Raw genomic sequence first — 22,225 nt, 5'->3', positions numbered from 1 at the left:
ACCTGGGCGAGAGATCCGGTCATGACGAACAATAAATTCCTCAGCGGGGTTCTCGCGGTCCGGCACTGGGGCAGGGGCACCGTACTCAGGTTGCTGCGCCGGCCGGGCACGAAGTCCTGGAAGCGCGAGGCCAGCATCCTGATGTCGATCGTGCTGGTACTGACGGTGGGATACCTCACGGCGTTTCGCTACGCCTCCTACACGGTGCAGGATTTAGTGGGTACATGCACCGCGCGTTTCGAGATCGAGCTTGAAGGTGCCGACATCGATCCCCTCGAAGAAGCGGTGCCACGGTCCTTGTGCGAATGCCTGGCACAAACACTCCTCGACAAGAACGGTATCGTTCGCCTGGCAATGGTCAATCGGCACTGGTTTGATCCGCAGTCCCTCGAACCGGTGACGGAAGCGGAAGAGACGTTTTGCATCAATGCCCTGTGGGTGCCCGATTCCGGATTGGCCACGCGCCTGGCCCTCTGAATGAAATTGCCGAATGGAGTCTGGTAGCACACAGGCAGCCCCCCGATCTCGCGCCAATGGATCTTCATTCCTGATGCAAGGCCACCGAAGGGCCGGCTGCCGAAACCGGACTTGAAGAGACACCAGCCCGTGAATGGCAATTGCCGCGTGGCGTGATCGCCCAGGCTCCAGGCTTCAGGAAACCGCGGCGCCAGGTTTGATCGAGGCAGGGTCAGAGACCATCGCGCCCGGTGCTATTCGTCACGTCTCCAAGTGGCGCTCAAGCCATACTCGTTATCGCCATACCGGTAGTCAGAGTCGCCTTTGTACGCGGCTTCCAGCGCATGGCCGATGCGATGGACAAGATGGATGCCGGTGGTGGTGACGATCAGGTCATCCCCTGAGTCAGTCAGGTTGATGATGCGCTCCAGGGCATGCTCGGCTTTTTCCTTTTTCTCGGTGTGTTCGATCAGGTTGACGATTTCAGTGCGATGGTTGAGCAAGAAGCTGCCCGAAAGTTTCAGCGTCCCCGCAGGCATGTTGTCATCGATGCGGCGGCACGCCGGGCACTTCACGGGTTGCGCGTCGTGGATGACCGTGTTTTCAGGGCTTTTCCAGGTCCAGTTGCCGGCTTGGTAAACCGAGTCGCACTGTGGGCAGATGGCCGAACCTTCAAAGCGCTGCGAACGATAGGGGTCGTGGGTGTCTGATTTGAACAGTTGGTTTTTCTGGCTCTGCTGATACTTGTCCATGGTTTTTCTCCGCGCCTGTGAGATTGAAAAAATCCAACCGTTGTGGATTTCACCACTTCATTGGGACGCGATTTCTGGTCGCCCGGATTGATTTTTATCAACTCGGGGGCGAGTGCTGACAGTCGGTCAACGCACTGCTGTGGTGATTCTCCCGAGGTACCCCAAAAGGGGGATTTCCTAAAAGCTGCAGGAAGGCATTTGTTAGCGCTCTGGCAGGCGTGCAACCTGATGGCCCACAGTAAAATCCTGAGCGGCGCCACACAGTTGGCGGACGCCGTACGTGTCACGCTGGGGCCCAAATCAAAATCGGTGCTGATGCAGAATAAAGGGGGCAATCCGACGGTGTGCAATGACGGCGTGACCATTTCCACCCGCATTGCCCCTCTCGCGAGCCCGAGCCGGGCGTATCCAGTGTGCAGTGAGCCCATCGCGTCCTTCTGATGCAGATCAAACGCCTACGACGTCGTGTTACACCGCCGCAGGTGAGACTTCAGACGAAACGAAAGGCTGGTTCGGCGTCGATTTGATCTAAATCAACAGCGGGTGCCGGTGGCTGGCCGACTTTATGGAACGCCCCCCATTTTGTGGTACGCATTCATGAACATTGACCAGGCCATTTCCGGACGGCGCTCGACGCGCGAGTACACGACTGAAGCGGTGGATGAAAAAATCATCCGTCGTTTGATCAACGCCGCTATCCAGGCGCCCAGTGCGGTGAACCAGCAGCCATGGACGTTCACGGTGATCCGTGATCAGGAACTGCTGGACCGGATCTCCCGTGAAGCCAAGGCCTACATGCTCGCGACAATGCCGGCAGGCCCGCATTCCGGGCACTTCCATGGGTTGCTGACTGACGAAAACTTTCAGATTTTCTACCACGCGCCAGCACTCATCCTCATTTCAGGCAACGTGCCGGGACAGTGGATTGTCGAAGACTGCTCACTGGCGGCCGAGAACCTGATGCTTGCCGCGTACGCAGAAGGGCTGGGTAGCTGCTGGATCGGTTTCGCCCAGAGTTTTTTCAATACGCCGCAGGGCAAGAAGACCCTCGACCTGCCGGCCGAGTGGGCGCCAGTGGCGCCGATCGTCGTCGGCTATCCGGAGACCAACCCGGTGCCCGTTGCACACAAGGAACCGGTGATCCGCTGGATGGGTTGATATTCACGCCCAAGGCCGATGCACCAGTCTAAACGCTATCAAAAGCGCCATTTTCAGCGAGCAAGGTGGCGATCAGGGCGGTGCTGTCGACGACGTGCACATGCTGCTTCACACAGTCGGCGGACAGGCGAAACGGCGGTACGCCGTCAGCAATCGCAATGTGCTCGAACAACGGCGGGTCAAACAACTGCTCGCCATTGGTGAACAAACCATGGGTGGCGGCGGCGAATATCCGGGCCGCTCCAGCTCTTTGACAGGCAAGGCCGGCACGTTTGAGCGTTTCCCCGGTGCTGATCAGGTCGTCGAACACAATGGCGGTCTTGCCCGCGACATCGCCGACCAGCAGGGTGCCCGTCAACGTCATGTGAACACGGTGTTTTTCCATCAATGCACTGCCCACCGGGCGCCCCAGGTGTCGTTCCAGGGCCTGGCGAAACTGCTCGGCGCGCTTGGCGCCGCCGGAGTCCGGGGACACCGCCACCACATCGGCGTCGCCGACGTGCCCGGCGAAATGCCGGGCGAACAATTCCGCGCAGTGCACGTTCCGCGCGGGAATGCGAAAGGCATTGTCGAACGCCGCCGGGTTATGCACCTCCAGCGCCATCAGGCGATCGATGCCGCAGGCTTCAATCAGGGTCGCCACGTAGCGCGTGATCGTTGGGTCCTGTGGTTGGCTGCGACGATCCTTGCGCCCGTAGCAGAGGTAAGGCGTGACCACCTGAACAGGGCGAGCGCCGGCATCCTTGAGCGCGCCGCAAAAAAACAACAGGCGGCACAGCTTGTCGTTTGCGCTCTGCCGGACATCCCCATACAGGGAATGGAACACCACGACCTCGCGACCGTTGACCGATTCGAGCGGCCGGCATTTATGCTCGCCGTCTTCGTAGTCGCGCTCCTCATGAAGCGCCAGCGGGCAGCCCAGTCGCTGCGCGACACCGGTTGCGTAGTCCTCACTGCCTTGCAGAGCGAAAAGAAGCGGGCGATGGCTGAGCATGGATTGGCTCCTTTGAGGCACATCGAGCGAACAGTCGCGCCGTCATCGGGCGGCGCCATGACGCCAGACTTCAATGCAGAACGCCGTTTCATAGGGCGGGACATTGCATTCGACGATGTCCTGGGCGGCGACTTGCAGATGCACGCCGACAATGTCGGCACGAATCGGCTGCTGGCAGACATGCCGGTCGACCAGAACTGCAGTGTAGACCCGACGGGCACCGATCTGCGCCAGGTACGCGCAGGTGCGCAGGAGCGAATGGCCTTCGAACAGCACATCATCGACCACCAGCAGGGTGGTATTGGCCAGATCCAGTCCGATGAGCACCGGGTTCTCGGTCAATTCGGTGTGAGCATGCAACACCTTGAGATCGTCGGCATAGCGCTTGACCTTCAACGGGTAGATCGGCAGTTCCGGTTGCCCGGTCAGGCGTGATAAATGCTGCTGAAGACGCTGTGCCAGAGGCTCGCCGCGGCGCTGGATACCAATCAGTGCCGCTTGGGTGGGCGGCAACAAGGCCGCCGCCTGGTGCGCCATCGCCTGCAGTACGCCATCGAGTTCGTCGCTGTCATACAAACGCAAGCGCTGACTGGCAATGAGGGGCGACATGCACATCTCCTGTCGAGGACCGATTTTTTTTAACCTAGTACCGTTCGGTCCGGGCCCTATTGATATTGATCAAGTGCGCTGCCATGACGCTCGACGCCATGGCGTGAATACGCGTTTTTGCGCGGGGATTTGATATTAATCAACGCCATGACGACATCAACGGAGGAACCTGAATCAACGCGGGTGCCTGACCCGGCGTCTGCGAAGCGCGTGTTGAATGACCGGATCATTCAACACGCCACCAACCTGGCGTAACGTCACCCCAGGCCTCACCGTCGGTGGAGGTTTTCCATGACTCAAAGTCCCTCATTGCAAACCACCTTGCAGGACCGCGTCGAAGCCGGTCAACGTCTGGTGGAACCGTTGCTCAAATACGCGCAGCGACCCGATGTCATCGTCCTGGCGTTGCCCCGTGGCGGCGTGCCGGTCGCCTATCAAGTGGTCAAGGCCCTGGACGTGCGCCTAGACCTGATGCTGGTGCGCAAGCTGGGCGTGCCATCGAACCCGGAGTTCGCCATGGGCGCCATTGCCAGTGGCGGTATCCAGATTCGCAATGAAGACGCGCTGCGGGCTCACCCGATTTCCCCGGCCGCATTCGAGGCCGTGGTGGCGCGCGAAACACAGGAATTGCAGCGGCGCGAGCAACTGTACCGGGGCGCCCGGCCACCCTTGCAGCTCAAGGGACAGGTGGTGATTCTGATCGATGACGGCCTGGCGACGGGAGCCTCGATGATGGCGGCTATCCGTGCGGTGCGCCTGCAAGCGCCTGCTCGCATCGTCGTCGCCGTACCGGTTGCACCATCGGAAACGGTGGAGGCGCTGAGCTTCGAAGTCGATGAGGTGATCTGTCCGCTCATGCCTGAATGGATGATGTCGATCGGATATTGGTACTTGAGCTTCCCCCAGACCTCGGACGAAGAAGTCATTGAATTGTTGCATCGGGCCTGGCAGCGAGAAGCCGCGAGTGATGCCTCCTCTCGGGAGCCTTTCGATGATTGAATCTCAATCCCGACAGCTGGACTTGCAAGACGTTGAGCTATCGGCCGATTTACGTCTGCCGCTGCAGGCTGACGGTCTGGTGATCTTCGTACATGGCAGCGGCAGCGGCCGTTTGAGCCCGCGTAACCAGTTTGTCGCAGCGTCGCTGGCCAGGCGCGGACGTGGTGCATGCGGTGGTCAGCCGGGGAGGGCGAACCGATCTGGCGGGGCCGGTACTGGCGCAAGTCCGGGCGCCGACCTTGCAGATCGTCGGCGCCCGGGACCCGGTGGTGCTCGAATTGAATGAGCGAAGCTGCCATGCCTTGCGCTGCGAGCAGCGTCTGGACGTGGTGGCGGGCGCTACGCATCTGTTCGAAGAGCCCGGAACCCTCGAGGAAGTCGCCCGACTGGCGGGCGACTGGTTTGAAACGCATCTGCAAGGTGGCCGCCAGCAGGCACGATGAGCCTTGATCTGCTCAGACGCCAAATGGAAAGGTCTCGTCTTCGGGGTCGAGGGTCTGGCTCTTTGGCAGTGGCAGTGCCGTGACCGGCTGGGTCTGTTCAATCCAGATCATCGCGTCAAACTGTTCGACCAGCATCGCTTCGAAGTAGTGACTGCCACGCTCGGTTTCGGGGCGATAAATCACCCCGATGGCGCGCTCCAGCAATGGTTTGGACAATACCCGACGCAGTGCCGTGCGCTGAGGGTCGCGCCAGTCCGTCAACGACACCGGCACCCCGGCCTTGAGGAACTGATGTTCCCAACTGTCCGGGCGAGACGGCCGAATGTCCTTGATATGCATCTCGCCGTCCCAGTCGTCGGCCGCGGCGACCTGGCCACGGTCGGTACTCATGCCGATCAGCACCACGTCGCGCCCAAAGGCGCTGCGGCATAGCTGGCCGATGTTGAACTGGCCCTTCCAGCCCATTTCCGTGGCCGCCGCATTGCCGATGTGGGAGTTGTGGGCCCAGACCACGGCTTTGGACTGCGGACCGCGATGCTCGAGCAATGCCTGCAAGGTGTCGAACATATGCCGGTCGCGCAGGTTCCAGGAGGCGGTCGAGCCTCGATAGATTGCCCGATAGTACTGTTCGGCCGCCTGCACCACCCGGGCGTTTTGCGCCGCGTTGAAAAACGCCTCGTCGTCCTTGATGAGCCCGGCCAATTGTTCGGCGAGCATGGCGTTGAGCTGGTCCACTACCGATTGTTCACAGGGCATCAGGCCGGCGCGTTCGACGAAGTGACCGTACAGCGCCGGGTCGTCCTGCCAAGGGGTCAGGCAGCCATAGCGGCGCCGGGCTTCGTGGGCCAGTTTCGGGTCCACGCCGTCGAGATAACCCAGCACTTCATGAATCGAATTGCGCAAGCTGTAAACGTCCAGGCCGCGGAATTCGACGCGACGTTCCGGGGCCAGTCGATGGTTGTACTGATGCAGCCAGTGGGCGAAGGCCTTGACCTCGGCGTTGCGCCACATCCAGGTCGGGAATCGGCTGAAGATGTGGCGCTTCCAGGCCGAGGACGCCAGTCCCCGGACATAACGATCGACATGGCCGGCATCCGGCCAGTCGGCCTCTACGGCCACGATGTTGAAGCCGTGCTGCTCGATCAGCCTTTGGGTGATGGCGGCGCGGGCTCGATAGAAATCGCTGGTGCCATGACTGGCTTCACCGATCATCACGACTCGCGCATCGGCATAGCGATCGAACATCTCACCAAAGGCAGGCTTGTCCAGTTCCGGCAGAGGCTCGGCGTATTGGCGCAGAAGCGGCGCGATGGCGGCCGTGTCGATGCGCCGGGGCGAGCCCGCAAATGTGTCCAGCGAATCTTGCGAGGCTGTATTCATGACCGTCACCCCCTAAAAGTGGGTTAACCCGCCAGCAGAATCTCGCCGGGTGTCCCGGCTCGGCCCTGCGGGGCGCTTCGTCACCTGATTGCTCATTCCTACACCCAGATTCGGAGGGAAAATTGAGTTTCGTCAATAAAGGCTGCAACGGCTTGAGAGAAGGTGTCTGGATCAAGCATTCGCAGACTGCCCGATATGCCCTGACGCGATAGGCAGTGTTCCGAATGGGTTGTGATCAGCTGGACGCAGGGCGTAAACCATGGAGCCACTGCCATGAAGCGTACTTTCAACCAGGCACATTGTGTTGTTGCCCTCTGCGCAGCGATGCTCACGGGCTGTACCCATTCGAACGAGGAGTCAGGGCAACAAACCTCGCCCATGTCCGGTATCGCCATGGCGGACCAGGTGTGTGCCCAGTGCCATGGGCTGACGGGCGAATCGGTCTCGCCGACGTTTCCCAAGTTGGCCGCTCAGCAGAAGGAGTACCTGAAGTTGCAACTGGCTGCGTTCAAGAACCATGGACGCAGCGATAAAACCGGCGCCCAGTACATGTGGGGCTTTACCCGTTTGACGCAAAGCCAGATCGCCGAACTGGCGGACTATTTTTCAACGCAGAGCCCGATGAAGGCTGATGCCGATACCCCGGATGCGCGGGGTGAATTGATCTTTCGCCAGGGCTTGCCAGGAGCCGGCGTCGCGCAGTGCAGTTCTTGTCATGGAGCTCAGGGGCAGGGCAGTGGCCAGGTGCCGCGACTGGCGGGTCAGCATGCCGCCTACCTGGCGGGGCAGATCAAGATTTTTCAACAGACCGAACCGCATCCCCGGGGCGACCTGACCCAGCAGGTTGCCCACGCGATGACGGATGCGGATGCCGAATCGGTCGCTCATTACCTGGCATCGCTGGGGGCGAAGAAATAACGCCTTTTACACCGTCGGCGGTTGTCGAACATGGTCTGGATCAGCACGGGTCACCGCCAGCAGGCTGCCTGGAGCGGTGGCCGTTTTGCATGCTTGTTGCCACCAGCAAAGTGAGCAGGCCGATCACGGTTTTAATCATTCAGCCAGTACTTGCGGCGAAACCACCCAGACACTGCATGGCATTTTGTAGAGCAGATGTTCCACCGTACTGCCCACCAGATGGCTCATCCCGCGATGACCGACACGGCCCATGACGATCACGTCAATGTCATAGGCATCGGCGTAGCTGGCCAGGACCTTGGCCGGGTCACCCATGATCATGTGCTGGCGCTCCGGCGCAATGCCGTTGCGTTCGGCCAGTTCGTGGAAGGCATCGGCCTGAGCATCGAACAGGGTCTTGGCTTTGCTCGAGGAGAAAAACGTCGTGGCGTTATCGAAGCCGAATTCGTCGGCGCTGATGGAGGAAAGGTCGTGTGCATAGATCACGTCGAGCTCGGCGTTACAGGTAGTCGCCAGTTTTAACGCCTCGTGCAGAATCCGGTCATTGAAATTTTTGTACTCGCCATCGCGGTGGAAGGGATCGACGGCGGCGACGATGCGGCGCGGCAAGTCATGCTGTACCTGGCTGACAAAGTGCAACGGCACCGGACATTCACGCAGAAGATGGATGTCCAGGGGGGTGAACATCAGGCGTGACAGCAGTGTCTCGTGCTCCAGTGCCTTGATCAGCAAGGCCATCGGCTGCTCTTTGATATGAATGAGGATTTCCTGCAAGGGTCTTTCCACCCAGACCACTTCGGTGGTGACGGGTATGCCGATTTTGCGCAACGGACGGGCCTGAGCCTCCAGCCATTGGCGATGGCGCTCGACATAGTCGATCCGCATCTGCTCGCGCGACTCGTCATTGACCACGCCAGCACTCGCCAGTCCCTCCAGGTAATCGAATGCGACGATGTGCAGTGCTGCGCCCGAAGCCTTGGCCAGCGCGGCGGCCCGGTCGAAAGCCGGTGTGTTTTCCAACTGGTGCGAAACGACCAGCATGAAACGTGGTTGATCAGGCATGGCACCTCTCCCGTCGATAATGGTTTGGACGCTAATGCGCAGTGGCGTGATGCACCCGCTCGGTGAACCCAGCCTTTATCCTGCGTCGGTCTCTGGAACGGGGCTTGATCTTTGTCAATCAGAGGTGGCAAGGACAACGGTGCCCGACATGCGGTGGGCGTGATGTGGCTGGCCGTTTGCTCATCTGACCTGAGCTCAACGAGAACTGACAAAGATCAAGTCGACGGAACGTGGTGCGTTCATTCTGTAGGCCTGTTCCATGCCATTTCCGTGTGCCGAGGTGCCCCATGTCGCAACACCAGCGCTTACTGTTGATTGCCCCCACCACCATGACCCGTACGCCCGCATTCGACCGGGCTGGCGCATTGGCCCATGCCCTGCAGTTGCCCCTGCACATTGTGGCGTTTGATTATGTCCAGGCCCTGGCGGTAGCCGGTTTTTTTGCCCCCGAGCAAATCAGCCAGGCCATTGATGGCTACCTGAAAACCCATCGGCAATGGCTTACCGAACAAGCCGATTCCTTGAGCAAACTCGGCGTTGAGGTCACCAGCGAAGTGGTGTGGGTCCAGCACCCGTACGAGGAGATTGTGCAATTCGTCAATGAAATGCCGGTGGCGATGATCATCAAGGATGCGCAGGAAGAACCTGCCTTGAAACGCGTGTTCTTCGTGCCACTGGATTGGCAGCTGTTACGCGACTGTCCGGTGCCGGTGCATCTGGTGACCCATCCGCTCAACGCGCGCCCGCGCAATGTGTTGGCGATCATCGACGTGCTGCGCGGTGAAGATCAGGATCATGTGTTCAACGACCAGATCATCGACGCCGCCGTGAAGTTGGCCGAGGTGTGCAATGCCCGGCTGGAGCTGTTGCATGTGTTTGACTGGACATCCTTGTACACCCAGGACATGGGTTTTGGCGCATTGCCGCTGGCCACCGGCATTTATGAAGCGTTGGGATCGGTTCAGCACGAGGCGTTTGCGGCGATTGCCGAACGCCATGGCGTGCCACCTGAATGTCGCCACTTCATGGAGGGCGTGCCAGTGCCGAGCATTTGTGGCTTCGCAGTCGAGCACCACACGGATGTCATTGTCATGGGCACGGTTCAGAACAAAGGATTGGAAAAGTTGCTGGGGGCCACGGCCGAGCAATTATTGCATCGAGCGCCCTGCGATGTGTTGGCGATCAAGCCAGACCGGATGTTGCAGTCCTGAGCGGGTCGCTGCAATCGAACACTCACCTGATTAGAGGCAGATCATGAGCCAGTACCAAAAGCTGTTATTGATCATCAACCCGGCCTTGCGTCATTCCCCGGCGATCAATCATGCGGCCGCGCTGGCCAAGGCCAGCGGCGCCAGTTTGCATATCGCGGGTTTGATTGGGCCGCTGGACCTTTTGTCCTTTCTTGAACAGGGTGACCGGGAAACGGCGCGGGAAGCCTACCTGCAGGATCACCGCGACTGGGTCAAGGCGCAAACCGACAATTTGCGTACCCGGGGACTCGAGGTGACGATCGAGGTGGCCTGGGCCGATGACCTGCGCGAAGACATCCTGGCGCATGTCGCGGAAATGCAGCCCGACCTGTTGATCAAGGAGGTTCAGCATGAGTCCTTGCTCAAGCGCGCCTTTTTCACCCCCCTGGACTGGTACTTGCTGCGGCACTGTCCGATACCGGTGTACCTGGTGGGCGCCAGCAGCTTCGTCTTGCCGCGCAAGATTGTCGCGGCGGTGGAGGTGTCAGACAAGGAATCGCCGGACAACGAACTCAATGAGCGGATCATTCAGCAAGCGACTTCCCTGGCCATGCAATGTGGTGCCGACCTGCATCTGCTTTACGCCTGCGACATTTCGGCGGGTTATCTGGCAGACATGGACGGCCTGGCGCTCGCTGATCTCACCAGGGAGTTGCGCAAGGATCTCGAGATAAACTTCCTCAAGTTGGCGGGCCAGTACGGGGTGGCCGCCGATCATCGACACTTCGTCATGGGTCACCCCGTCTCGGCACTGAGCGAGTTTGCCAACGAGCAGAACGTCGACGTAATCGTGATGGGAAAAGTCCAGTCCGGTGGCGTGGACAAGCTTCTGGGCAGTACGACCGAACACATTCTTTATCAGGTCCCTTGCTGCGTCATGGCGGTCTAGACGCGTTGAAGGGTGACAGGCCTCAGGATGAGGTCACTGTCACCCGTGCGAATGCCGGAGCGGGCTTTAGCGGCAGGAGCGCAGGAAACTCTTCAGGCGTCAGGGTTTCCTTTTCCAGCAGCAGACGCGCACCGGCGTCCAGATCGGCACGACGACTCTCAAGCAAGGCCTTGGCCCGTCCATAGGCATCATCGAGCAGGGCGCGAATACCCAGGTCCACCTCCCTGGCCGTTTGTTCCGAGTAATCTTTCTCGCCCATGCCCTGCGTGCGCTCGCCCAGGTACGTCGCGCTCTGGCGCTCCAGTACCGATTGACCGAGCTCGGGGCTCATACCGAACCGGGTGATCAATTGCCGGGCGATATCCGTCGCGCGGGCCAGGTCATCGGCCGCGCCAGTGGAAATCTGGCCATAGGCAAGGAATTCGGCCGCACGCCCGGCCATCAGGACCACGATCCGGTCCTTGAGCATCTGGCAACTGATGAGGAAGTGATCTTCGGTCGGCCGCTGCAATGTATAGCCCAGCGAACCGATGGCGCGCGGCACGATCGACACCTTGTGCACCGGGTCCATGGCCGGCAGGCTGCTGGCCGCCAGGGCATGCCCCATCTCGTGATAGGCCACCACCTGGCGCTCTTCGGGGCGCAGCACACTGCTCTTGCGCTCAACCCCGGCGACAATGCGCTCCACGGCGGCGGTGAAATCGTCGAGGCTGACCGCGTCGGCGCCACGGCGGGTGGCCACGATGGCCGCTTCGTTGACCAGGTTGGCCAGGTCGGCACCGGTGAATCCCGTGGTGATGTCGGCTATTCGCTCTTCATTGAGGCCGGGTGCCACGGTGATCTTTTGCAGGTGGACCTTGAGGATCGCCTGGCGGCCCTTGCGGTCAGGGCGATCGACCAGAATCTGCCGGTCGATGCGACCGGCCCTGAGCAGGGCAGGGTCCAGTACCTCCGGCCGGTTGGTCGCGGCCAGCAGCACCACGCCTTCACGCGGGTCGAAACCGTCCAGTTCGGCCAGCAACTGATTGAGGGTCTGCTCCTTTTCGTCATTGCCGCCGAACGCGCCGACGCCGCGCATTTTGCCCAGGGCGTCGAGTTCGTCGATGAAAATGATGCAGGGCGCGGCCTGCCGCGCTTGCTCGAACAAATCGTGCACACGGGCGGCACCGACGCCGACGAACATCTCGACAAACTCCGAACCGGAGATCGAGAAAAACGGCACGCCGGCTTCACCGGCGATGGCCTTGGCGACCAGGGTCTTGCCGGTGCCCGGCGGGCCGACCAGCAACGTGCCCTTGGGAATATGGGCGCCCAGGCGTCCATATTTCTCCTTGTCCTTGAGGAACGACACAATCTCCACCAGTTCGGCCTTGGCTTCATCGATGCCGGCCACGTCGGCGAAGGTGATACCGGTGTCGCGCTGGACGAACACCTTGGCCCGGGACTTGCCGATGCTCATCAGCCCGCCCATGCCTTGTTTTTCCGCCAGCCCGCGAAACAGGAAGTGCCAGAGCACCATGATCAGGACAAAGGGCAGAACCCAGCCCAGCAGGCTGGCGAGGAAGGTGTTTTCGTTGACCCCGGTGAACCCGACGCCTGACTGGGCGAGGTCGGTGGCCAGTGTCGGGTCGACACGCACGGTCGAGAATTGGTTGTGCCCGTCAATGGGTTCCTGGAGTTTGCCGTTGATCTGGTCTTTCTCGATTTGCAAGTCGCTGACTTTCTGCTCGCTGAGCAACTGCAGGAACTGGCTGTACGGAATGCTCTGCACCGCACGCCGTTCGATAAACAGCATTTGCACCGTGCTGAGCACGACAAACGCGATCAAGAAGTAGGACAGGTTCCACTGGTGATTTTTTTTCATGAACTTGGCTCGCACATGGGCTCAGGCAATCAGCAATTGATCGTCCACCTGACTGACACCTGGTACCGCCCAGGCGGCCCGTTCGGCGATCTGACGCTCACGCCAGAAATGCACCCGGCCTTCGAGTTTCACCACGCCGCCTTCGACCTTGACGCGTATCGCCTTGGCGTCGACTTCGGCATTGCGTTTGAGGGCTTCTTCGATGCTGTGCTGGATATCGACGACCTCTACCCGCGGACGAAGGGTGAGGCGGTTGTCCACACCCACCACACCGGACAATTTGCGCACCGCACGCTCAGCGGTTTCTTTCTGGTATTGCCAGTGCACCTGGCCTTCGAGGGTAATCCAGCCTTTTTGCACGATGACCTTGATGTCGCCCTCTGGAATATCGGAGCTCCAGGTGATGATGTTCAAGGCGCGGTTCGCGAGGGTGTCATCCGCCGTGCCAGCGCCTTTTTCCAGCCGGACCTGGATTTCTTCGGCCACGGCGCGCACGCCTTTTATGGCCTTTACCGCGTGTTCGGCACTGACTTTCTGGGCGTAACTACTGACATGGCCGGAGAGGGTGACAATGCCGTTTTCGACGCCCACGCCAATGTGGGCGGCGTCGATGTGGGGCTGGAACTCAAGCTCTTCCAGAATGGTTTTACGTAGGCTCAAGTCACTCATGGTCGTGTCCTGTGTCGGATGTACGGGATGACGGAGGGTCACATGAACCCGGTCTGTTTTTTTTACGCCTGATCGACACAAACACCTTGAGCTAAATCAACAAGGCTTCAGTGAGCACTGTGCAGACCGCCAGTCAGCGATCTGTTGACAAAAATCAGATTGCGCAGGCGTTGACACCCGAATACTGGGTCCAGTTGTGCGAGATTTTTCAGATGCATTCAACCGAGGGAATCACCATGAACAAGTATCTGTCCGTTGCTTTGCTGAGTGTTTTGTTGGCCACGACGGCCGGGTGCAGTAACAAGCACGCCAAGGAAATCGACGCCCGGCTGGAGTCCGCCGAAAACAATGCCGCTTCCGCACGGCTCAGGGCCGACGAGGCCTACAACAAGGCCGAACAGGCTGCGCAAGCCGCCAGCCAGGCGCAACGCACGGCCGATGAGGCGAATACGCGCGCCAGCCGGATGCTGGAAAAGGCAACGCGCAAGTGATTGCCCGAAGGGCCGACAGGACGTCGGATGAGCATTACGCCGGTATACAGAGTCAGGGCGAGGTCTGTGATGGTGAAACTTAAACGTATCCTGCTGATAGCGCCCTCCGAGAGGGTTCGCACCCCGGCGTTTGATCGGGCCCATGCCCTGGCCAGTGCAACCGGGGCGTTGCTGCACATCGTTGCATTCGACTATATCCAGTCGCTGGCGGTGGCCGGGCTGTTTGACCACGACGCCATGGCCCAGGCACGGGAAGGCTACTTGCAGGTGCATCGCCAGTGGCTGGAGCAGCAAGCCAGGTTTCACCGTTGCGTCGGGCTACCGGTGACCACGGAGGTGGTCTGGGCGAGGAACAGCCTGGCGCACGTGCTCGCGTATGTGAATGACTTCCATCCGGACCTGGTGATCAAGGATGCCCAGCATGTCCCGGCCCTCGACCGCGCGTTTCACCGTCCCCTGGACTGGCTGTTGCTGCGCGACTGTCCGGCGCAGTTGCACCTGGTGACGGGTGCAAAAAACCCGAAACCGTTGAAGATCCTCGCCGCCGTCGATCTGTCGCACCTGGAGGAAATGACCCAGGGCCTGAATGACCGGATCCTTGATTTTGCAGCGACGCTCTCGGCTTCCTGTGGCGCCGCTTTACACCTGCTTAACGTCAACAGTTGGTCGGTGACGGGCGACTCGGTGGCGAGTCTGCCGACCCCCGCGCTGGATGCCAGTTTGCGAGACGCGATCAACGATGCGCAGCAAGAGGCGTTCGATGAACTGGCCGAGCGCTACGGGATTGAACAAAAACGCCGGCATCTGGAGGCGGGAATCCCTCATCGGGTGATTACGCGGGTCGCCCGAGAGCACGCCTTCGACATCGTGGTGCTCGGCACGGCCTACACCCATGGGATCGACCGGTTCATCGGCAGCACCGCCGAAAGCGTGTTGAACAAGGCCCCGTGCAGCCTGGTGGTCGTCAAACCATTGCCCTGGCTCGACTGACACGTCAGTTGTCGCGGCGATCGTTGATAAAAATCAACTGCACATGGGACGAAAAGAGCGATCACTAGCGCTCCCATGTACCTTCAAGGAGACGGCCATGCGCATGACATTTCTTGGCGCGGCGGGCACGGTTACCGGCAGCAAGTACTTGCTGCAGCATCGTGACCATCATGTTCTGATCGATTGCGGCTTGTTCCAGGGCTACAAGCAATTGCGCCTGCACAACTGGGAAGCGTTCCAGTTGCCCGTCCACGACCTCGATGCCATCGTCCTGACCCACGCTCATCTCGATCACAGCGGCTACCTGCCGGTGCTGGTGCGCAATGGCTATCGCGGGCCGGTCTACGCCACGCCCGCGACCTGCGAACTGGTGAAGATCCTGCTGCTCGACAGTGGCCGCTTGCAGGAAGAGGAAGCCGAGTTTGCCAATCGGCACGGGTTCTCCAAGCACACGCCGGCGTTGCCGCTCTACACCGAAGAGGATGCGCAACGGGCCTTGAGACTTTTGCGGCCGATCGAACTGCACCACCGGGTGGAAATTGTTCCCGGCATGAGTCTTTTTATGCGCTGCGCCGGGCATATCCTGGGCGCCGCCACCGTGGAGATTGTGGCCGATGGCACCACGCTGGTGTGCTCCGGTGACCTGGGACGGCCGAACGATCCCTTGATGTATGCCCCGGAACTCATCGAACAGACCGACTACTTGCTGGTGGAATCGACCTACGGCGATCGCAAGCACCCGGACGAGGACCCTGAAGCACAGTTGGCGGACGTCATCACGCGCACCGCGTTGCGCCATGGCATCACCCTGGTGCCATCGTTTGCCGTCGGGCGCGCGCAGTTGTTGATGTATCACCTGTACCGGTTGATGCAGAAACACGCCATCCCGGACTTGCCGATCTACCTGAACAGCCCCATGGCGACCGATGTCACGCTGCTGTACCAACGGTTTCGCAGCGAGCACCGGCTGTCACTGGAAGAGTGCGAAGGCATGTGCCATGTGGCGCAGTTCGTACGCACCACCAAGGACTCCATCGAACTGGACCAGCGAAACACCCCGGCCGTGATAATCGCCGCCAGTGGCATGGCCACGGGAGGACGGGTGATTCACCACCTCAAGACCCTGGCCCCCAACCCGGTCAACACCTTGCTGGTCCCGGGCTTCCAGGCCGGTGGTACCCGAGGCGCGCAGATTGTCGCGGGGGCACCTTCGGTGCGGATCCATGGCAAGGATGTACCGATCCGGGCCGAGGTGGTCCCGATGCAAACCTTGTCCGCCCATGCGGACGGCGACGAAATCATCCAATGGCTGCGCGGGTTCAAGCGACCGCCCAAACACACCTATGTCGTGCACGGAGAGCCTAACGCTTCGGATGTGCTGCGCCGACGCATCAGCCTGGAACTGGGTTGGTCGGTCTCGGTGCCGGAATATCGCGACAGCGTCGACCTGAGCCCTATCGACCTGCCTTGACATCCGGCACAGGGCAGGAGAACACATGAGCAGCGCGGCAGTCGCAACGGACCATCATCCGGCAATCGTTTCCAGCGGGCTGAGCAAGTGGTTTGGTGAAGGGAATGCGCGGATGAAGGCGGTCGATGAGGTGGCGCTGGCCGCGCAGTTTGGCGATCTGCGTTAATGGCCATAGCGTGTTTGATTTAGATCAGGAGGAGGGCAAACACTCTTGCTCTCCGATAAACTCCATCAACGAGATGGGCCAAGGCTACGGGAATGAGGCCAGCCAGTGATTTTCGACGGGCTCATCCCTTGAATATCAGTGGCTTGCGCAACTCATCTCGTGCTAGCCTCCTGATCTGCCTGGCTTTTTCAGTGCACAAGACATTCGCCTGGGCCGGACGATTCCGACTTTGGTCGCCAAAGTTAAACAAGTTCCGTAGATCCATGATTTACGGAGCTTTTTTATTCGCGTTGGCTTGAAAGATTTAGTCTGCAAAAGTACATTTGCGAACTTGCTTCACCAGGACGGGATGTATATATTCCCTCCTCTGCTGCACAAGGGTCAGCACTGCCAGATCGTAGGGGGCAGGGTTCAGACCGCTTTACCGCGCTACCGCCCGAATGGCGAAACTGGTAGACGCATGGGACTTAAAATCCCCCGCTCGTAAGGGCGTGCCGGTTCGATTCCGGCTTCGGGCACCATCTTAAATCAAGGGTTTGCGGGCGAAAGCTGATGCAAACCCTTGTTTGTTTCCGGTCCGCTATTTTGGAGTTGGTCCGCAATTCACTTGGTGGGAGTGACTTTCTTGTCCATGCGAATCCCTATCTTTGCCCCTACCGGTTAACAGCGTTGCCAGCGACCGCAATTGGCCGGCTGATAGCAGTCACTCCGGCGCCAGCCTCATCTTGATGAACTCCTCATTCCGGTCGATCGCCTCCAGGGCTCCGCGCACATTTGCGGGGACATCGTCTGTTGGTTATGTCCCTGGACTGTACTGCACCTGAAAGGTAGTCGGGAGAGCGACCTGGCGCGGTCAGCCAGATTCAATGTGCTTCGCTTCCAGTGCCGGATAACTACACTACGCATGTCGCTGGTGGATGGCGTTCGTCGTTGACGGCATCACTCAATCCAGACGCCGCCCGTCGCAGCACATTGAGGTGTATCAATGGCCGTCAAAAACACTCCCCGCGCGAATGTCTTTCGGGTGCTGTGGGGGCGTCTGAAAGTGCATCCGCTGTCGAAGCTGGGGCCGGGGCTCATCACCGGCGTAGCAGACGATGACCCCAGTGGCATCGCCACCTATTCACAGGCGGGCGCTCAATTCGGCCTGAACATGCTGTGGACGATGCCACTGGCCTTTCCGATGATGGCCGCCGTTCAATCGATGTGCGCAAATCTCGGGAGAGTCACCGGCAAGGGGCTTGCCGCTAACATCAAAGTCGCGTTTTCGCCTATCGTGCTACAGAGCGTCGTGCTGCTACTGCTCATAGCCAACACACTGAACATTGCCGCAGACCTGGCCGCCATGGGGGAAGTGGTGGAACTGGTCAGCGGCGTCAACCGACACCTGATGACCGCGATCTTCGTGTTCGGGACACTTGCGCTACAGCTGTTCGTCCCGTACCACCGATACGTCTACTTTCTCAAGTGGCTGACGCTGTCGCTGCTCGCTTACGCAGCCGTACTGTTTACGGTGCATATCCCGTGGGAGCAGGTTGCCTTACGCACGGTCTGGCCAACATTCACGCCAAACGCTACTGCCGCCGCGGTGGTCGTGGCATTGTTTGGCACAACCATCAGCCCTTATCTGTTTTTCTGGCAGACCTCCGAAGAAGTCGAGGACATGCAGATAAAACCCCGCGATGAATCGCTCAAACAAGACCCGCGGAAAGCAAAAAAGGAACTGAGGCGCATCCGCTGGGATACCTGGAGCGGTATGCTCTATTCCAACATCACCGCTTACTTCATCATTCTTGCGACAGCTGTCACCCTGAATGTGGCTGGCGTAAACGACATTAACACCGCGGCGCAGGCAGCCAGTGCTTTGCGACCACTGGCCGGCGAGTTCGCCTACCTGCTCTTTGCCTTCGGAATACTCGGCGTCGGACTGATCGGCGTGCCGGTACTGGCGGGTTCTGGCGCCTATGCCCTTTCCGAGGCGATGGGCTGGCATGAAGGACTCGAACGCAAGGTCCGCGACGCCCGGGGTTTTTACGGCATCATCGCCATCAGCGTACTCGTCGCGCTCGCCATCCAGTACTCGCCCATCAGCCCCATGAAGGCACTGTTCTGGAGCGCGGTGATCAACGGGGTCGTTGCGGTACCGCTGGTGGTGGTCATCATCCTCTTGGTATCGAAGAAGTCAGTGATGGGCGATTTTACGGTAAGCCGACCACTGGCCTTCCTGGGCTGGATTACGGCCGCCGTGATGGGGGCAGCTGCAGTGGCGATGCTTATCCCTGGGTAGGTTTTGTGGGCTAATCAGAGTCGGTTGGTACTGACCGATGCTGGCAAGGAAGAGCTGGAGGCCACCGAAGCACTATTGGCCGAATCTGCCGACCCCAGCAAAGCCGCCGTCGCCAACTGACACGAACGGCCACGCCTTCAACGGGAAGCATAAACCGCCGCCGAAGAACCTGTGCCGTCATGGCCGACCCTTGGCAAATCGAAAAGCTCCTGACGGCGGTTATCCGTCGATCACTTGAGGACGCAGAGCGCTTGTCTTCGGCGGATCTGGAACACGACCTCACGACGAGTTACACCCATGAGGTGTTGCACATCTCTGGAGGGTGCTTGTGGCAACGCTGACAGTGGCTTGCGGGGGCCAGCCGATCTGTGCGGATGCGCCTCAACCTTGCGGTACTACTCGAGCCTCATTACCTGAGCCCTGAATATATACATTCATGCCCTTGCTCAGGGATGGATTGATCGGCTGAGTCACCGACACCAGCACACCGTTTCGTACCCGCACGATCACCTGCTGCGCTTCTACCGGCTGGTCGTACTTTTTCTTCTCTGCGTAGTTACCGCCGACGGCCCCCGCAAGCGCACCGGCGACCATGGCGACATCGCGCCCGGTACCGCGACCGATCAGGCTGCCGATACCCAAGCCGCCAAGGCCGCCAAGTACGGCTCCGACGCCGCTGTCGTGATTAGTCTGCATTTGCGTCAGTGATATTTGCTCGATCTTGCCCGCGCGAATCTGGCTTTCACCGGCTCCGCCATCGTTGGCTCCCACGGCGGAGCAGGCACTGATCACTACAGCCATCGACACAAGCGTCAGCCAGGACAGGATTGTTTTCATTTCGGTACACCTCTTTTACTGATAGCGGATGGCAATGCCTTTGAGCTTGCGGCCCTGAATCGTTTCGATATTGCGACTCCACAGCGGGCCTGTCACATAGGCGGCGACGGGCTGGATATGGTCATACACCACGACCACTGCGTCGGCGCCGAGCGTGGCGGCCTGTTCGCGCAGTTTCTGTTCGACCTGCGTGATGGGAGGCGCCGGGTCGACGCTGGCATCGATCAGGATCTCACCCAGCTGCACATTGGGCCGGGTGGGTTCTACCCGTAATACCTGGACCTGGCTGGCCAACGTTGGCGCCGGGTGTTCCACCCCGACGTAAGCGGTCGTCTGGGCGTCGACCGTTGCGCACGCACTCAATGCGAGCACGCTCGCCAGGAGCGCAGCGTCCAGCAAGGGCCGGAGTAATTTCGATGAATAAACCTGCATGTCGGATGTCCTGTGCTTGAGGATTATTCAGTCGCCAGCGGGTGCCGGCGACTCAAGGGCGGCTCAGCTACGGATGAACGCCCAGATATCGGCGTTGAGTTTTTCAATCGCTGCCTTGAAGTCGTTAGTGGTGATCTTCTGGCTGGCGTTGGACAACTGGCTGCCGAACAGCTTGCGCACCACCTTAACCACGGGCTGATTGGTTTTTGCGTCGATGAGCTCGGCCTCGATGAACAGGTTGGTGTCCTGATCCCGGTGACCGGTCGCGGCCTGAGTTGCCCCAACGACTGCCGCGACGGGCACGACTTCATACCACTTCATGCCTTCGTTGGAGGCGTTCACACCGGTGATGGCCGAGCGCAGGATCAGGGTTCTCGAGGCGGCCGGTGCTGCGGACGGGCTGGATACAATCCGGTATTTCTGGCCCAGCACGCCTTTGGCCTTGGTGGTCATGTAGTTTTGAAGGTCATCGAGCGTCTGTTGGTTGACCCGCTCATTGGGCTGGGGCGCTGGATACAGTTGCAGCTTGTTGAAAGCCACCGTGTCATACGCATTGGCGTTCCACGAAGGACTCACCCAGCGCATCGCCTTACCGCCGCTTGGCGTGCTCACTTCCTGCAGGTTGTTGTAATCGGACAGGAAGCCGGAGTACTGCGTTGTCTCGGTGACTTTCGAGGTACAGCCACCGAGCAGCAGGCCGGTCAGCGCGACGCCGACCAGCATTTTTCGGGACAGGTTCATAGTGTTGTGTGCTCCTTGGATCAAGTCGTGTTTGTTCAAAGGCAATCAGAAACGCCAGGTCATGTTTCCGGTCACCGCTTGAATCCAGGCACTGTCGAATTGACCGGAAATTCGATCGCCTGAGAGGGACTTGGTCTGGTCCACCGGCATGTCGCCCAGCCACACCAAGGCCCAGCTGACGTTGATGTCGGTGTCCTTGTTCAGCGCATAGGTGGCCCCGGTCGCAAGACGCCAGGATTCGGCCATCGGCACGGTTACCGTGCGATTGCTGTCCGAAACGGCACTGCTGTCGTACGCCACGCCGACGTTCCACAACAGCTGTTGCGTGGCCTGGTATTGCGCGCCGAGGGAGAGGTGCCAGGTGTCCTTGTAGTTGGCGTCAATCGTGGTTGATTGCGCGTTGTTCGCCGTAGTGTCGACCTGTACCCCGACCTGGCCGAACTCCGACCAGTCCTGCCAGTTGACCGAGGCCAGCAAGGCCCACTGCCGGTCGAGTTGCTGGAACAGGCTCAGGGTGACGGTTTGTGGCACCGTCATGTCGAGTTGGGTATTGGCGTTGTCCAGCCGTCGCAGTAACGGACCGTCGCCCTTGACGTCCAGCTTGTCTTCGAAATTCAGATCAACCTTGCTGGTGTAGGTCAGGCCGAGGCGGGTGCCGGGTTGCGGGGCGTAGATCACCCCGACGTTGGCGCCAAAGCCCCAATCGTTGTCTCTGTACTTGAACTGGCCGTCGCTGCGGTCGGTCAGGCCGAAGGGCGAGCGGTCGATGGCGGTGTCGGCTTTGAGCATGCCGTACATGGCTTTCACGCCGATGCCGACTGACCATTGGTCGTTGAAGCGGTAGGCCACGCTCGGCACCATCGACACACCGAGCACGCTGGCGTTTTGCGCGAAGTAGCGCCCGGACCAGTTGTTGTCGTAATTTTCCGCCAGCCCGAAGTCGCCGTACTGACCGAAGCCGACGCTCCAGTGATCGTCGAGTTGATGGGTGACGAAAAAGCTGCCGCCGGGGATTGGGTCGAGGGCATTGCCGCTGCCGCTGCCCGGGACATTGGTGTTGGAATCGCGATCGAAGCTCAGGTCGCCATAGAGCACCTGCAGGCCGGCGGTGATTTGCGTGCCAGGCAGGTAGCTCATGCCCGCCGGGTTGCTGGCAATCGTCGAAGGGCCCTGGGCCCTGGCCGCGGCACCGGCATTGGCCAGGCCGGTGTTATCGGTGCCGATTTCGTAGAGCATGAGGCCGCCGGCCCAGGCTTGCTGGCAGCACAACGCAAGTAAGGTAAAGGCGGGCAGGGCGGAATTTTTTATCTGCATACGAATTCCTTATTGCGTCGATAAACATCCGTCAGAGACGCGGGTGGCCAGCC

Annotated in this window: 23 protein-coding genes, 1 tRNA gene and 1 pseudogene; 14 read left to right on the top strand and 11 right to left on the bottom strand. The window is 60.0% G+C overall.

Annotated features, from left to right (window positions below; genetic code table 11):
- Nucleotides 1-21 precede the first annotated feature (21 nt).
- Nucleotides 22-477 (top strand): hypothetical protein, encoded by a 456-nt coding sequence (locus tag BLV61_RS01950; protein WP_090462147.1) that lies wholly within the window; start codon nt 22-24, stop codon nt 475-477.
- A 233-nt stretch (nt 478-710) separates the two neighbouring features.
- Here the strand turns inward: BLV61_RS01950 and BLV61_RS01945 are convergent, their stop codons facing one another.
- Nucleotides 711-1,208, bottom strand: coding sequence for a BCAM0308 family protein (locus BLV61_RS01945; protein ID WP_047529569.1), 498 nt, complete (start codon nt 1,206-1,208; stop codon nt 711-713).
- 228 nt (nt 1,209-1,436) lie between these two features.
- Between BLV61_RS01945 and BLV61_RS30655 the strand changes: the two genes are divergently transcribed.
- Both BLV61_RS30655 and BLV61_RS01935 read left to right on the top strand, forming a co-directional pair.
- Nucleotides 1,437-1,649, top strand: coding sequence for a hypothetical protein (locus BLV61_RS30655; protein ID WP_167361767.1), 213 nt, complete (start codon nt 1,437-1,439; stop codon nt 1,647-1,649).
- Between the two features lie 156 nt (nt 1,650-1,805).
- The gene (locus BLV61_RS01935) at nt 1,806-2,366 is read left to right on the top strand and encodes a nitroreductase family protein (protein WP_090462143.1); all 561 of its coding nucleotides are present in this window, start codon (nt 1,806-1,808) and stop codon (nt 2,364-2,366) included.
- A gap of 28 nt (nt 2,367-2,394) precedes the next feature.
- Here the strand turns inward: BLV61_RS01935 and BLV61_RS01930 are convergent, their stop codons facing one another.
- Nucleotides 2,395-3,360, bottom strand: coding sequence for a ribose-phosphate diphosphokinase (locus BLV61_RS01930; protein ID WP_090462141.1), 966 nt, complete (start codon nt 3,358-3,360; stop codon nt 2,395-2,397).
- A gap of 42 nt (nt 3,361-3,402) precedes the next feature.
- On the bottom strand, nt 3,403-3,969 hold the full coding sequence (locus BLV61_RS01925; protein WP_090462139.1) for a bifunctional pyr operon transcriptional regulator/uracil phosphoribosyltransferase PyrR: 567 nt from the start codon (nt 3,967-3,969) through the stop codon (nt 3,403-3,405).
- Nucleotides 3,970-4,260: 291 nt separating this feature from the next.
- On the opposite strand from BLV61_RS01925, the gene BLV61_RS01920 reads away from it, so the two are divergent.
- Nucleotides 4,261-4,968 carry a phosphoribosyltransferase gene (locus BLV61_RS01920; protein WP_047529559.1) on the top strand — a complete coding sequence of 236 codons (708 nt, stop codon included), beginning with the start codon at nt 4,261-4,263 and terminating at the stop codon, nt 4,966-4,968.
- Nucleotides 4,961-5,411 (top strand): annotated as a pseudogene (locus BLV61_RS01915) (dienelactone hydrolase family protein). The gene BLV61_RS01920 and the pseudogene BLV61_RS01915 overlap by 8 nt, the downstream one beginning before the upstream one ends.
- A 12-nt stretch (nt 5,412-5,423) precedes the next feature.
- On the opposite strand, the gene BLV61_RS01910 reads toward BLV61_RS01915, so the two are convergent.
- Nucleotides 5,424-6,791, bottom strand: a complete 1,368-nt coding sequence (locus tag BLV61_RS01910; protein WP_090462137.1) for an erythromycin esterase family protein — start codon at nt 6,789-6,791, stop codon at nt 5,424-5,426.
- A 273-nt stretch (nt 6,792-7,064) separates the two neighbouring features.
- Here BLV61_RS01910 and BLV61_RS01905 point away from each other — a divergent pair, with 273 nt between their 5' ends.
- Nucleotides 7,065-7,709 (top strand): c-type cytochrome, encoded by a 645-nt coding sequence (locus tag BLV61_RS01905; RefSeq protein WP_090462134.1) that lies wholly within the window; start codon nt 7,065-7,067, stop codon nt 7,707-7,709.
- Nucleotides 7,710-7,844: 135 nt separating this feature from the next.
- Here the strand turns inward: BLV61_RS01905 and BLV61_RS01900 are convergent, their stop codons facing one another.
- Nucleotides 7,845-8,771, bottom strand: coding sequence for a universal stress protein (locus BLV61_RS01900; RefSeq protein WP_090462132.1), 927 nt, complete (start codon nt 8,769-8,771; stop codon nt 7,845-7,847).
- Nucleotides 8,772-9,058: 287 nt separating this feature from the next.
- On the opposite strand from BLV61_RS01900, the gene BLV61_RS01895 reads away from it, so the two are divergent.
- The gene (locus tag BLV61_RS01895; protein ID WP_090462130.1) at nt 9,059-9,982 is read left to right on the top strand and encodes a universal stress protein; all 924 of its coding nucleotides are present in this window, start codon (nt 9,059-9,061) and stop codon (nt 9,980-9,982) included.
- 43 nt (nt 9,983-10,025) lie between these two features.
- Nucleotides 10,026-10,910 carry a universal stress protein gene (locus BLV61_RS01890; RefSeq protein ID WP_090462127.1) on the top strand — a complete coding sequence of 295 codons (885 nt, stop codon included), beginning with the start codon at nt 10,026-10,028 and terminating at the stop codon, nt 10,908-10,910.
- A gap of 22 nt (nt 10,911-10,932) precedes the next feature.
- Here BLV61_RS01890 and ftsH read toward each other — a convergent pair whose 3' ends face one another.
- Both ftsH and BLV61_RS01880 read right to left on the bottom strand, forming a co-directional pair.
- A complete protein-coding gene (gene ftsH / locus BLV61_RS01885; RefSeq protein ID WP_090469672.1) occupies nt 10,933-12,774 on the bottom strand; it encodes an ATP-dependent zinc metalloprotease FtsH in 1,842 nt (613 codons plus the stop codon).
- Nucleotides 12,775-12,795: 21 nt separating this feature from the next.
- On the bottom strand, nt 12,796-13,443 hold the full coding sequence (locus BLV61_RS01880) for a BON domain-containing protein (protein WP_090462125.1): 648 nt from the start codon (nt 13,441-13,443) through the stop codon (nt 12,796-12,798).
- Nucleotides 13,444-13,679: 236 nt separating this feature from the next.
- Between BLV61_RS01880 and BLV61_RS01875 the strand changes: the two genes are divergently transcribed.
- The 6 genes from BLV61_RS01875 to BLV61_RS01855 all read left to right on the top strand — a co-directional run bounded on the left by BLV61_RS01875 (nt 13,680) and on the right by BLV61_RS01855 (nt 18,848).
- Nucleotides 13,680-13,934, top strand: coding sequence for an Lpp/OprI family alanine-zipper lipoprotein (locus tag BLV61_RS01875; protein WP_047529541.1), 255 nt, complete (start codon nt 13,680-13,682; stop codon nt 13,932-13,934).
- Between the two features lie 69 nt (nt 13,935-14,003).
- Complete coding sequence (locus BLV61_RS01870; RefSeq protein WP_047529539.1) at nt 14,004-14,924, top strand: universal stress protein; 921 nt, start codon at nt 14,004-14,006, stop codon at nt 14,922-14,924.
- A gap of 97 nt (nt 14,925-15,021) precedes the next feature.
- Nucleotides 15,022-16,395 carry an MBL fold metallo-hydrolase RNA specificity domain-containing protein gene (locus BLV61_RS01865; protein ID WP_090462122.1) on the top strand — a complete coding sequence of 458 codons (1,374 nt, stop codon included), beginning with the start codon at nt 15,022-15,024 and terminating at the stop codon, nt 16,393-16,395.
- 25 nt (nt 16,396-16,420) lie between these two features.
- Complete coding sequence (locus tag BLV61_RS31240; protein ID WP_167361771.1) at nt 16,421-16,561, top strand: hypothetical protein; 141 nt, start codon at nt 16,421-16,423, stop codon at nt 16,559-16,561.
- 434 nt (nt 16,562-16,995) lie between these two features.
- Nucleotides 16,996-17,082: transfer RNA gene (locus BLV61_RS01860), tRNA-Leu, on the top strand.
- Between the two features lie 464 nt (nt 17,083-17,546).
- The gene (locus tag BLV61_RS01855; RefSeq protein WP_090462120.1) at nt 17,547-18,848 is read left to right on the top strand and encodes an NRAMP family divalent metal transporter; all 1,302 of its coding nucleotides are present in this window, start codon (nt 17,547-17,549) and stop codon (nt 18,846-18,848) included.
- Nucleotides 18,849-19,229: 381 nt separating this feature from the next.
- Here BLV61_RS01855 and BLV61_RS01845 read toward each other — a convergent pair whose 3' ends face one another.
- From BLV61_RS01845 to BLV61_RS01830, 4 genes are all read right to left on the bottom strand, one after another.
- On the bottom strand, nt 19,230-19,685 hold the full coding sequence (locus BLV61_RS01845) for a glycine zipper 2TM domain-containing protein (RefSeq protein ID WP_090462118.1): 456 nt from the start codon (nt 19,683-19,685) through the stop codon (nt 19,230-19,232).
- A gap of 15 nt (nt 19,686-19,700) precedes the next feature.
- Nucleotides 19,701-20,117 carry a hypothetical protein gene (locus tag BLV61_RS01840; RefSeq protein ID WP_047529530.1) on the bottom strand — a complete coding sequence of 139 codons (417 nt, stop codon included), beginning with the start codon at nt 20,115-20,117 and terminating at the stop codon, nt 19,701-19,703.
- A gap of 63 nt (nt 20,118-20,180) precedes the next feature.
- Nucleotides 20,181-20,858 (bottom strand): DUF3313 domain-containing protein, encoded by a 678-nt coding sequence (locus BLV61_RS01835; protein ID WP_047529528.1) that lies wholly within the window; start codon nt 20,856-20,858, stop codon nt 20,181-20,183.
- A 45-nt stretch (nt 20,859-20,903) separates the two neighbouring features.
- Nucleotides 20,904-22,172, bottom strand: a complete 1,269-nt coding sequence (locus tag BLV61_RS01830) for an OmpP1/FadL family transporter (RefSeq protein WP_090462117.1) — start codon at nt 22,170-22,172, stop codon at nt 20,904-20,906.
- Nucleotides 22,173-22,225: the final 53 nt, after the last annotated feature.

This window comes from Pseudomonas mohnii (genome assembly GCF_900105115.1).
GTDB classification, from domain to species: domain Bacteria; phylum Pseudomonadota; class Gammaproteobacteria; order Pseudomonadales; family Pseudomonadaceae; genus Aquipseudomonas; species Aquipseudomonas mohnii.
This window is presented reverse-complemented; position numbering and strand designations above follow the sequence as displayed.